At 34.2% G+C, this 13,697-nt stretch carries 8 protein-coding genes; all 8 read left to right on the plus strand.

The genetic code is table 11. The features are described 5' to 3' along the window. The first annotated feature begins 69 nt into the window (after nt 1-69). The 8 genes from ACFOY7_RS10015 (at nt 70) to ACFOY7_RS10050 (ending at nt 13,560) form a co-directional block, all read left to right on the plus strand. A complete protein-coding gene (locus ACFOY7_RS10015) occupies nt 70-984 on the plus strand; it encodes a response regulator transcription factor (RefSeq protein ID WP_390251907.1) in 915 nt (304 codons plus the stop codon). Continuing rightward, nucleotides 981-2,024: a HEAT repeat domain-containing protein gene (locus ACFOY7_RS10020; protein ID WP_390251908.1), complete on the plus strand. Its 1,044-nt coding sequence runs from the start codon at nt 981-983 to the stop codon at nt 2,022-2,024. The genes ACFOY7_RS10015 and ACFOY7_RS10020 overlap by 4 nt, the downstream gene beginning before the upstream one ends. Beyond that, entirely contained in the window at nt 2,025-3,455 is a 1,431-nt protein-coding gene (locus tag ACFOY7_RS10025) for a glycosyltransferase family 2 protein (protein ID WP_390251909.1), read from the plus strand. It begins immediately after the preceding gene. After that, nucleotides 3,456-6,665, plus strand: a complete 3,210-nt coding sequence (locus tag ACFOY7_RS10030) for a hypothetical protein (protein WP_390251910.1) — start codon at nt 3,456-3,458, stop codon at nt 6,663-6,665. Between the two features lie 182 nt (nt 6,666-6,847). Then, a complete protein-coding gene (locus tag ACFOY7_RS10035) occupies nt 6,848-7,705 on the plus strand; it encodes a Cof-type HAD-IIB family hydrolase (RefSeq protein ID WP_390251911.1) in 858 nt (285 codons plus the stop codon). Between the two features lie 317 nt (nt 7,706-8,022). Next, the gene (locus tag ACFOY7_RS10040) at nt 8,023-8,490 is read left to right on the plus strand and encodes a nucleoside deaminase (RefSeq protein ID WP_390251912.1); all 468 of its coding nucleotides are present in this window, start codon (nt 8,023-8,025) and stop codon (nt 8,488-8,490) included. Between the two features lie 208 nt (nt 8,491-8,698). Beyond that, nucleotides 8,699-10,441: an EAL domain-containing protein gene (locus tag ACFOY7_RS10045; protein ID WP_390251913.1), complete on the plus strand. Its 1,743-nt coding sequence runs from the start codon at nt 8,699-8,701 to the stop codon at nt 10,439-10,441. 80 nt (nt 10,442-10,521) lie between these two features. Then, nucleotides 10,522-13,560, plus strand: coding sequence for an ATP-binding protein (locus ACFOY7_RS10050; protein WP_390251914.1), 3,039 nt, complete (start codon nt 10,522-10,524; stop codon nt 13,558-13,560). Nucleotides 13,561-13,697 lie beyond the last annotated feature (137 nt).

Here is a 13,697-nt window from a genome sequence, read left to right on the forward strand (position 1 = left end):
TTATAAATATTCGTACAAAAATTAGGTGTATAAATTACAAAAGGACAGATTTTACTATAGGTGGTGCTTATGAGACAAACGATTACACAACAGAGCCTGTTAGAGGAGACAAAAACAGCAGAAGAAATATATGAGATGCTGGCAGCTAATCTTCATCGAAATCAGTTAAAGTTTTCCATTGTTTTTCTGTCAATTCATCCATTAAGTGATGTTTCTAGAACGAGAAATAATGCGATTAAACAACATGCAATCAGAAAAGTTGAAAATTATTTAATAGATGAAAAACGATCCTCAGATCTGCTGTTTCCCCAACCAGTCGAAGCAAATTGGATGATGATTTTAACCAATTCAGGTGAAAGAGAAGCCTCTGCATATTTGAAAAGAATTTTTAATAAAGATGTATGGTTTTTTTATGAAAATGAGCAGCGTTTTACAATTGAATTAGCCGCAAGTGTTGTAGAAATTAACCAGGGTAATTTATCTTTTAAGGAAGTAGTGAAGAAGGGACAAGAAGGTCTATATCACGCACAAGAGAAAGGATTTTTCTCAACAGAAATCGTCAGCCAAATACAAAGTAAAGAGCATTTTATGACAAAGGTTAGTATTGTGGAGAATGACCCTGTTGTAAGAAGACTGTTGCAATCAATTTTGGAAAATACGACTAATGAGAGCTTCTCATGGAGGATTCGCACTTTCGCTGATGGAGAAGAATTCCTGCAATCGGATTGGTACTATTCTGGTGACACGCATTTATTATTGTTTAATGAAATTCTACCAAAAAGAAATGGAATAGACATCCTTCATCATATTCAAGAAATCCCTAATAAGAATAAATTTATCCTATTTATGCTTTCAGATAGAAATTCGGAAGAAGCGATGATCTACGCTTATCGCTCAGGAGTTGATGAGTATATTACAAAACCTGTAAATATCAGGTTGCTGTCAGCGAAAATTGAACAAATTGTAAGAAGGTATACTCTATGATCAAGCAATTAGTCATTTTATTAGCTATTGGTATTGCAGTCTTATGCTTGCTCTTATTCATTTTAACTTGCTATGTTGTAAGTCAGAGATGGAGAAGTAAGAGACAATGTTTATTGATCAGTAATTATATAACAAAACATGCAGATGATTGGTTCGATTATTTAATTAATGAGAAAGAAAATCAAGCTATAATTAAACCAACAAATAAACAGGACTTTGCTGCTGTTGAAGAAATATTAATCAAATATATTAAGAATGTTAGTAGCGAGGAGCTGACCAGCAGAATAACAATGTTCGCCAATCTTTACTTAGTTGATTATTATCAAAAAAAACTGAGGCATCTTCGGTCAAGTGTACGGCTGAATACTCTATACCGAATTATAGATTTTCGTATGGATCGTTTATATGAGTATGTCGCTCAAATGATAGATAGCAAGAAGAAGTATACCAATCAAGAGTATATCTATATGTATAAGATTGCAATTATGCATCAGCCGGAGCGAATTCATAGGCTGTTGCTGCATTCAACAATGAACATAGGGGAGTATGAATATCGCCAATTGCTTTTACTTTTATCTAAAAAGGATAGAGAGCCACTTTTCGCTTCATTTGATCGTTTACCAGTAGCATTACGTTATGCGTTGATCAATGCCATAGGCGAAGAAAGTGATCGCGATCAAATTACTTTTCTTGAGAGATTAATAGATAGTGATGATAGTGAGATGAGAATTCGCTCATTGAAGGCAATAAGTACGATGGGAACGGTATCGGATTTGGAAAGGTATATGCCGATAATGGATTCTAACTTCTGGGAGGAACGGTTAATGTTAGCAAAGATATTCAATTACTTTCCTGTGGAGCAGGTAAGCGGACCATTACAGAAACTGTTAACTGATAAGGAATGGTGGGTTCGTTATCAGGCAGCAAAGTCATTAGGAAACAGTGCCAATGGCAAGGAGATTTTACATCAGTTTATCCAAACAACCGATGACCCATATGGAAAAGAAATGGCTAATAATGTCTTACAGGAGAGTTATTAAATGTTTAATCTATCTTCCGTTACAAATTATATCCTAATATTCTTTGCTTCTTTTATATTTCTTTATATGATCCTTGTTATTGTAACATATGGAACAATGCTCTTATATGCCTTGCGTCATTTGAGGAAAGACTATTATTTAGACCAATCAAAAGAGGATAGTGAACTAATTGAACTTCATTCGGCACGGCCTGTTACGATTATTGTGCCAGCTTATAATGAAGAGTTGGGAATTATAGAAAGTATTCATTCCCTATTAAGTTTAACATACCCTCAGTATGAAATTATTGTTGTCAATGATGGGTCAACTGATGGTACATTGGAAAAAATACAAGACTACTTTGAGATGGGGAAAATTGATAAAGTTTATAAAAAGCAAATAGAAACAAAAGATGTTGGCAGTGTATATCAGTCAAAGATACACCGTAATTTATTATTGGTTGATAAAACAAATGGCGGGAAGGCAGATGCTCTGAATGTTGGAATAAATCTATCAAAATATCCTTATATATGCTCAATTGACGCAGACTCTATTCTAGAGAATTCCGCTTTAATACGAGTAATGAAGCCTTTATTGAAATCTAATGGTAAAGTTATAGCTGCAGGTGGTAGTGTAAAGATCGCGAACGGGAATGACATTCAATTAGGTACACTAATGAGCGTTTCCCTTTCAAAAAAAGTGCTTGTCGTAATGCAAGTAATTGAGTATTTTCGAGCATTCTTAATGGGTAGATTAGCATTAAGTAAGATGAATTTATCACTAATAATCTCTGGAGCATTTAGTGTTTTTGAGAAGAAACATGTGATAGCAGTCGGTGGATATGATACGAATGTGATAGGTGAAGATATTGAATTAGTGATCAAGTTGCAAAAATATATAAAAGACAGTAAAGAGAAGAAAGAGATTCAATTTGTCCCAACACCGATATGCTGGACAGAAGCACCAGAATCGCTTCATTCTATTCGCAAACAAAGACGCAGATGGCACCAAGGATTATTGGACAGTTTGTGGAAATACAGACGGATGACTTTTCAACCAAAGTATGGATTAATCGGTATGGTATCGTTACCTTATTTTTGGCTTGTAGAATGTCTCGGTCCTATTATCGAGCTGTTTGGCTATATATTTGTAATATGGTCTTTTTTTACAGGCAGTATTTACGTGGAATTCTCTATATTGCTTTCCCTTCTATTTATTTTATATGGATCGATATTTTCATTTACTGCCGTTATTTTTGAAGCATGGAATACAAAAACATATCCAAGTACTAGAGATTTATTTCGTTTACTATTACTATCCTTTTCAGAAATTTTCTGGTACCGCCCCCTTACATTGGTTTGGAGAATTGAAGGCATTTTCCACTTTCTTTCGCGTAAACAGGATTGGGGATATTTAGAAAGAAAAGGCTTTGGAAGTAAGGAGGGGCAATAATTGAAAAAGTTAGCTTTATTCATAATTTTACTACTCATTTGTATGCTATCACCGATCGTTTTATGGTTTACAACAGAAGAAACAGAATTGGATGTCATGATTATTGATAAAACCGTTGCAGATGAAACTTATAGAGAGCACAAAGGATTAGTTTGGCTGTTGAATTATTTAAAATATGAGAAAGCAGACGGAACAAAATACAATCTAGAAGAAGATTATTACGGTTTTGTACCAAACGAAAAAGAAAAAACATATCAAATAAAAGAACCTCCTAATGCCTATGATGAGACAGACTTAATTTATATTGCAGACACTTATGGAGTATATGAACAAGATATACCATGGGCCGATAATCAGGAAGAAGCTAGCCAATCAAACTTAGTGTATGGTGGCCTGGAAGAAGAGGAATGGCAACAAATTGCAACAAGATTACAACAAGACAAACCAGCCACTTTTATCGTAGAGTTTAATACACTTAATTCCCCTACAGCTGAAGAGGTAAGTGAAAGTCTTCAACAATATTTGGGGATAAAGCATACTGGCTGGATTGGTCGATATTTTGATGAATTAAATCCTGATAACAATTCAGAAATTCCTAATTGGGTAACTAATGAATATCCAGATATTTATGATTTCGATGGTGCAGGTTTTTTATTGTTAAATGATCAGACGCGTGACGTAGTATTTTTAGAAGCGGATAAGCATTTTAATGGAAAAGGTATAAATATTAAGTTTACTGAAGATGGACAAGAAAAATTTGATATTAATGGTACCAATTCTTATTCTTATTGGTTTGATATTACTACTGCGAATCAACCGACAAAAGCCTTGGCTGTTTACAGCTGGGATCTTACTGCAGAAGGGGAGCAGTTATTAGATGAACTCAACATTCCCATTGAATTTCCCAGTATAACGGAAAACAAGCGGGATGGCACAACGAGCTATTATTTTGCAGGAGATTATAATGATATTGCAACAACTCCTTATTTCTATCAAATGAAAGGAATGGATTTGTTGTACAAACTATTCAAAAACTACTCAGAAGATTCTTTTTATTGGTCTGCCTATGTTCCAGTTATGGATAAAATATTACAAGAAACTAGCCATAACAAGGAAAACACTACTAGCGAAGGACAAGGAGAAAAAGTATCAGAAGACCTCCAATATAATAGCCGTATTGATAAAGAAAAATTTGAAGTTCTAATAAATGGGGAGTGGGAAACTCTTCCTGTTAAAGGAGTAAATATGGGAATGGGGAAACCGGGGACATTCCCAGGTGAAGCCGCGATAACAGAAGCGGAATATACACGTTGGCTTCAATCAATAGCTGAAATGGGTGCAAATTCAATAAGAATCTATACGGTTCATCCACCAGAATTTTATCATGCATTTAAGCAGTATAATGAAAACCATGAGGATAAGCTATATTTATTTCACGGTGTTTGGATTGATGAAGAGGGATTATCATCTAAGCTGGATGCATATGATGAAAAGATTATGCGGGAGTTCCAGGCGGAAATGAAGAAAATAGTTGATATTATTCATGGCAATGCAACTGTTCCAGCACAGCCTGGCCATGCATCAGGCGTCTATGCAGATGATATTTCTCCATATGTGATTGGTTGGATAATTGGCATTGAGTGGTTCCCGGAAATGGTTGTAAATACGAATGAAGTTCATCACAACATTGGTCAATTCAATGGCGAGTATGTCTATACTGAAAATGCAAGCCCCTTTGAACATTGGCTTGCCGTTCAATTAGAAGAACTTGTAAGCTATGAGAGGGATAATTATAATTGGATACGCCCGGTAAGTTTTACAAATTGGGTGACAACAGATTTACTGGAACACCCTGCCGAACCTAGTCCTGAAGAGGATATGGTCAGCGTTAACCCTAACCACATTCACGTAAAGGGAGAATTGGAAAAAACGAAGCAATTTGCTTCCTATCATGTTTATCCCTACTATCCTGATTTCTTAAACTATGAAGAAGATTATTTGAATTATACCGATCATCGCGGACAACGTAATAACTATGCTGCCTACTTGGAAGAGCTCCATGCAGCACATGATATTCCGATATTGATTGCCGAATTTGGTGTCCCGGCTTCCCGAGGCCAAACACATGTTAATCCAAATGGATGGAATCAAGGCTTTTTATCAGAGCAGGAACAAGGAGAGATTGTAGTTCATCTTTATGAAGATATCGTAAGGGAAGGTTTACTCGGAGGTCTTGTTTTTACATGGCAAGATGAGTGGTTCAAACGGACATGGAATACAATGGATTATGACAATCCGGATCGACGTCCATATTGGTCCAATGCACAAACAAACGAACAACAATTTGGCATTCTAAGCTTTGATCGTTTAAAAATAAACGTAGATGGAGAGATAACAGATTGGTCAGATAGTCCAACACTCTATGAGAAAGATGAGGGTAATCTAACAAAACTGCAAACAGATTATGATGAACGTTACCTTTATATCAAATTAGATATAAATGAAGTGAAAAACTATGATTGGAAAATCCTGTTAGATACGGTGCCCAACCAAGGTAATTTTACAAGTAATTCATTGAAAGAAATTCATTTCAGTAAGGGAGTAGATTTTATTATCGATATTGATCAAAACGGTGAGTCAAGAGTGACTGTTGATGCTTATTATGACCTTTTCACCTATCAGTATCGCTATCAATTAAAATTAATCGATCCTTTAGAAGACCCTGTAAAGCAAAACAGTGGAGAATTTGTCGGAATTAACTATGCGTTAAGTAATGAATTATTAATCCCAAGTACGAATAAGGTAATACCTTTTGATTACTATGAAACTGGTAAGTTATTGAAAGGGAACAGCAATCCGGAAGCACCAGAATATAATTCTTTAACAGATTATACTATCAATGAGGAGACAGGTGTTATTGAAATTAGATTGCCATGGTTATTATTAAATATGAAAGACCCAAGTCAAAGAGAAGCAACAGGTGATTTGTACAAACATGGATTAGGAGCAAGTTTAATGATTGATGAAATTTATATTGGTGCCATTGCCGTAAATGAGAATAATCAGGTAATCGATTCATTTCCGGCAATGGAAAACAACGCATTGGGAAATTTAGCAAGTTTCACCTGGGAAAAATGGAATGTACCTAAATATGAAGAAAGATTAAAACAATCATACTATATTATCCAAGAAGCATTTAGTAAGGAATAATTCATGGAAAAGTAAGCCTCAAGATAGTGACGGCTTGCTTTTTTATTTTGGGGAAGCTTCTTCCTCTATTTTTAGCTTTTTGTAAAATCTAACGAGCATACTTTTATACTTACATTCCTACTATTTTTAGAGTAAAATTATAGATGAGGACACATAAACTGTAGAAAGTTGGGGGATAGCATATGCAATTAATTGCAACAGACTTAGATGGTACGTTGCTAAACGAAAATCACGAAATTAGTGCGGAAAATCGACAAGCTTTGCAGATGGCGAAAGATAATGGGGTAGAGATAGTCGTTGCAACAGGAAGGTCCTATTCAGCAGCTAAGTTACCACTAAGAAATGCCGGTTTAGATTTTCCGATTATTTGTTTAAATGGGGCAAAAATTTATGATAAAGCAGAACAGTTGATTAGGTCTGCGCCGCTTGATAAACAAACATGTCGAGAGATACAACAGGTGTGTCAGCAAAACAATATGTATTTTGAAGTATTTACAAATAAAGCTACATATTCAGAGAGTCGGGAAAAGTTTCTCGAAGTAATGATTGATATTATGGTTTCAGCATTCCCGCATTTATCACGAGAGGATGTTGAATTAGAAGCAACCAATCGTTTTCAACAAGAGAGGATCGAGACTGTTGACGATTTTGAAGCATTATTTGATCGTGAGGACATTGAAGTATATAAGATGTTAGCATTTTCTATGGATGATACAACACTTGAAAGAGTACGTGAAACACTAGAAAAGGCCCCTGACCTTACCATAACGTCATCAGGTCTTTCTAACTTAGAATTTAATCACCCAGATGCACAGAAAGGTATCGCGGTAGAATTATTTGCAAAAAAATATGGAATTAAAATGAAGGATGTTATGGCAATAGGAGATAACTTCAATGACGTATCGATGATTAAAGCAGCTGGATTCGGTGTGGCCATGGGAAATGCGAATGAAGAAATCAAAGCAATGGCTAATTTTACAACAAGAACCAATCGAGAAGACGGGGTAGCTTACGCTGTAAGAAAGTTCCTAAGTAAATGAGAAAATAGTCAGGTGATTTGATTCAGGAATTTTTACAAGTGCGTAAAGAAATGTGAACTGATATTTAGACGCCATCTTTACATGTGCGTGCATTTATATCAGTTCAAATCGATCCCGAAAGCGATAACATTCCTTTCTGATAATTCATATTATAGCACTTCATAAAAACGTTTTCAAATATTTATTTTCCATTTTTAAAAAAAGTACAGATATTATGTACTTAAGGGAAGGTTAAAACGTTAATGTAATAGTGAAACATATGCTACAATACTTTTGTGAAAATCTACTATCGTCATAACAGAAATAGGAGGAAAAACATGGATAAGGAGCATATGGCTACAGCGTTAGAACTAGCATATGAGAATGTGAAGAATAAAAATGGCGGCCCCTTTGCTGCCGTAATAGTAAAAGATGGGGAAATTGTTGGGAAAGGGACCAATGTAGTAACAACAGCAAATGATCCAACGGCACATGCCGAAATTTCTGCAATCCGTGATGCTTGCAGTACTTTAGATGATTATCAATTAACAGATTGTGAAATCTATACAACCTGTGAACCATGCCCAATGTGTTTAGGTGCGATTTATTGGGCAAGACCTCGTGCGGTATATTACTTTAATACAAGAGAAGATGCAGCTGAAATCGGATTTGATGACAAGTTTATATATGATCAGATCGGTTTACCGATGGGAGAAAGAAGTATGTTAATGGAGAAAATCGATGTGGAGTCAACCAAACTGCCATTCGAATTATGGTCCATTACAGCAGATAAAGTTGAATACTAATAAATAGCAGGGGAAAATGCAGCAAGAATGAAAACTGCAGATTCCTCTGTTTTTTATTGAGAGAATTTCCTGCCCTTTACTGATTGCACAAGAGTTCAGTTAATCTCTGTATATTTTTTGTAGAGTATCGTTTGATATAATTGATTAGATGGATGAAAAGTGGTGCTTTAAACTGATAGAAAGCAAAGGATAGGTAGGGATATTGAGTATGAAAGAATTAAAACTTAACAAAGATAGTCTGGCAAACTTACTTGATAGAGAACAACTTTTCAGTAACTTATCAGTAAATTCTTTAATCCATAATAAACCACAGTCTTACAAATCAATAGTAGAACAGACAAATGATTTAATTTGTATAATTAATGCAGAGGGAATTATTCATTATGCTTCCCCTTCATACCAGGATGTATTGGGATATTCGCATAAGGAACTAGTCCAGCAGCAATTTAAGAAACTTATCCATCCTGAAAATCTTTCTAGCATACCTATTTATAATAATCAAATACTTTTACATAATCATAGAATAGATGTCCAAATGGTTAATAGTACAGGCGAATATAGATGGTTCGAACTTAACATTGATCCAATTTATACTTCCGAGGGAAATATTGGACAGTATATTATGATTGCAAGAGATATCGATGAACGAAAAAAATTGCAATTACAGGTAGAAAAGCTAGCATTTTTTGATGCTTTAACTAAAATACCAAATCGCAGGCTATTTGAAGAAAGGCTTGCTAAGTGTTATGAGAAGGCTAGACAGAATCACACGAAATTTGCGATTCTCTACTTAGACTGTGATAATTTTAAAAATATAAATGATACTTTTGGACATGACACGGGTGATCAATTTCTAATTGAATTTGTCCAGCGTGTTAAACAGTGTTTAAGAGAATCAGATACGTTTGCAAGGACTGGTGGCGACGAATTTTCAATTATTGTTGAAGATTTTAATGAAAATGAACAGATTAATCAAATTGCTTCAAGGATTCTGCACAGTTTGAAAAAAGAGTGGCATATTAATGGTAATGTAGTTAAGTTAACGTCATCAATCGGAATTGCACTATATCCGGAAAACTCTGAACATATTCACTCCCTCCTAAATTATGCAGACATAGCACTATATCGTGCAAAAGAAAATGGAAGAAACAAACATCAATTTTTTACCGAAGAACTAGCAATGCAAATGAGCAGAACCAATGATATTGAGCTCGGTCTAAAAGACGCAATTAAATTAATGCATTTTCATCTCGTATTTCAGCCGCAAATTAATACACAGACGAATCATATCGTATGTGTGGAAGTGCTGCTGCGTTATAATAATCCTAAATTCGGCAATATCACCCCAGGCGAATTATTTCAACTTGGTGGAAGAATGGGTCTGTCTGAAGAAATTACTAATTGGGTACTTAATGAAGCATTGAAACAACAACAAACTTGGCGTAACAGGGGATATGGAGATATACCTATATCCATAAATATTTCATCAGTTCTTTTGAAAGATAAGCAATTTTTAAAAGAGATAAACCATTATTTTAAATATTATGAAACTAATCCAAATACAATAGAAATCGAATTAATGGAAGAATCATTACTGGATAACATCGAATTAATTATGGAGAATCTGTTACCATTGAAAAAATTAGGTGTGAAGATTACATTGGATAATTTCGGGATAGGCAATGCTTCAATAAAGTATATCTCAGAGTTAGCAATTGATAAAGTTAAAATAGATAAATCTTATGTGCAGCAATTGTCCACGAATCCAAAAGTAAAAAGTATTATGAAATATATCATCTTACTCCTTCATAGTTTAGGGATTGAAGTGGTATGTGAGGGTATTGAGTCAAAGCGGCAGTTAGAACAAGTAGAGAATTGTTATATTATGCAAGGATATTATTTCAGTAAGCCTCTGCCAGCAAATTCATTTGAGAAAGAATGGTTAGGCTAAAAACTTATCGATTTTTTTAGCAAGTATAGTTATTATTGATAATAGAGAGTTAAATCCTAATTTGAAAGGATATGGAGGAATTGCAGCAACGAACGATCTTAAAACATACATGTGTTTTATTACTTTTTGTTATATGTCTCCTATCAATTAGGTTAATATGGCTGAATATTCAATCGATTAATAGTTTGGATCAATCAAACGAAGGCGAAATTTACATATCTGAGGAAAACTTCGATACAAATAAAGGTATTGCTTTGAAGGGTTCCTGGCGATATTATCCCTACCTGGTTAATCCGAGTGACATCCAGGAGAAAAATAACGATACTCATCTGTTCAGGAAATTTCCTGAACATTGGTTGGAAACAGGTGATGACTCAGAATATAATTTCGCTACCTATCAGTTAAGTATCAAAATGGATCAAGAATCTTTAAATGATTTATATAGTATATATATTCCGAGAATTCCAATAGCGGCATCTGTATTTATTAATGGTGAATTAATGAGCAAGACAGGCAATCCGACTGAATCTCCAGATAAATTCTATGCGAAAACTGTGCCAACTGTTATCCAATTCTATGCAGATCGGCCTGTGATTGAACTGACTGTTCAAGTAAGTAATGATAATCACATGATAAAGGTAAAAACTCAACCACTCATTTTTGGTAAATCTGATGTTATTGCAAATTATCTAGATACAGCGAAGCTAAGTAAGGTTGTTGTACTCATTTTATTTCTGCTTTTAGCAACTCTTTCCATTATTATATATTTTATTCGATATAGACAAAAGGTCTTACTCTATTTTTTCTTTTTATTAGTTAGTGCAAGTCTTATGATTTTATTAGATGAAGATACAGTACTTTTTCTTGATTTAACATTAAATTATGGAGATACACTAAAGGTTAGAAACGTTAATTACACAGTGATAGCAATTTTTATCCTGCTCTTTATAAAAACATTGCTGCCTAAGTATGCCCTTAGTAAAATAGTATACCTGCATATCGCAATATATCTCATCTTTATAGCTTTCGTAATAATTGCTCCAAGCCAAACTGTTCTTCAGTATCTAAAATTATTAGGTTATGTTCTTTTATCAACAATGATAATAATCAATATACAGTTTTTTCGAGCCATTCGTGGTGGAACAACTGATATCATTTATTTATTGTTAGCTGCTGTCGCCATATTACATAATGAGATTTGGGCTATTTTAAAGCATAATACGGAAGTGTTTTTTGATTTTTATCCGGTTGATTTTACCATCGCAATTATAGCGTTTCTCATATTTTGGATAAAACGTTTCTTGCGATACGTGCAGGAAACAGAAAGATTAACAATAGAATTACAGAAAACGATCAAAAATAAGGATGATTTCTTAGCAAATACATCCCATGAACTAAGGAATCCCTTGCATAGTATGATAAATATTGTCGAATATGTATTGCAAAATAACAAAAATAAATTAATTCCCGAAGACAGAAAAGCTATCGACTTGTCCATTAATATTGGGAAACGAATGTCTTTATTAATAAACGATCTATTAGATTTGTCGCAGCTTAAAGAGAAGCGTGTCAGACTTGATAAAAAAAATGTACATCTTTCATCAGTTATTAATATGGTTACAGATATGATACAACATCTTACAGAAGGGAAAAATGTCGAAATAATTAATAATGTTCAAACAAAACCATTAATCGTGTTTGGTGATGAAAATAGAATCCAACAAATTTTATTAAATATCCTCCATAATGCTGTTAAATATACAAATGAGGGGACAATTACGATAAACGCTGAACAAATAGACGGATATGTTAAGGTTTTGATTGCTGATCAGGGGGTTGGAATCGAAAGTGAATCACTTAATAGGATATTTAAACCTTACGAACAAGCGACAGAGAATAAAAACTATGTAAGTGGGGGAATTGGATTAGGCTTAACGATTACACAGGAATTAGTTAGACTTCATGGCGGTGAAATCGGTATATCCTCTGTTGTTGGGAAAGGGACCATTATCTCTTTTACATTGCCACATGGGAATATATCCGAAATGGCATATGATACAGCAATACCTGTAAATGGTGCTAAACAGATAACATCATCTACTGAAAGCATAAATAAACCAACTGATTCAGCAGCAAGAATCTTGATTGTTGATGATGAAAAAGTTAACTTCGAAGTTATATCAAAAATATTAATCAATGAAAATTATCAACTAGTTTATGCTAACAATGGGAATGAAGCTTTGCAGCTAATCGGACGTGAGCATTTTCAATTAATTGTTAGTGATGTCATGATGCCAGGAATGTCTGGTTACAGATTAACCGAAATAATCAGATCAAAATATGATATTTCCGAACTTCCGATTCTATTACTAACCGCAAGAGCAAGAAAAGAGGATTTAGAAGTTGGTTTTAAGGCAGGTGCCAATGATTATTTAATAAAGCCAGTTGACCCTTTTGAACTAAGAGCTAGAGTGAAAGTACTTATCGCCTTAAATTATGCAGTTAGAGATCAATTGAAGATGGAGGCAGCATGGTTGAGGGCGCAAATCAATCCTCATTTTCTATTTAATACAATCAATTCGATTCTCGCTTTAAATGATATCGACTCAAATAAGATGGAGGAATTGCTAGATCATTTCATATATTATTTACAAACTAGTTTTGATTTCCAGAATGCAAATGATCTTGTATCATTTGATGAAGAGCTTTCCCTTGTAAAATCATATCTATCAATTGAGAAGGTAAGATTTGAGGATAAGTTGAACATTGAGTGGAAAATTGACGAAAATGTTCCGATTATGGTGCCACCACTATCTATCCAAACAATTATCGAGAATGCTGTCCATCATGCGGTTATAAAAAATCCTGATGAAGGGTTGATTGTAGTAGAGACTAAAAAAGAAGCGGATCATGTTAAAATTATAATTAAAGACAATGGTAATGGAATTCCAACTGAAGTATTGGATATGCTCAAAGAACAAAAACACAATCCGGATTACGGTATAGGGCTGCTAAATACCGACAAGAGGCTTCGACAGTTTTTCGGGTATGGACTTGATATAGATACAGCTTTAAATAAAGGTACTGCTATATCATTCAGAGTACCCATTTCACAATAATAAGAATAAAAAAGGATGAAAACTTTCATATATGGTAAATATTTATTATATATGCAGACTTTTCATCTTTTTTTGTATATAATTAATTACAAATAGTAACAAATACCACTGATTTGTAGATAGCTTTGACTAGCTTT

It is taken from the genome of Gracilibacillus xinjiangensis (genome assembly GCF_042651765.1).
In the GTDB taxonomy this organism is placed as follows: Bacteria; Bacillota; Bacilli; order Bacillales; family Amphibacillaceae; genus Gracilibacillus; species Gracilibacillus xinjiangensis.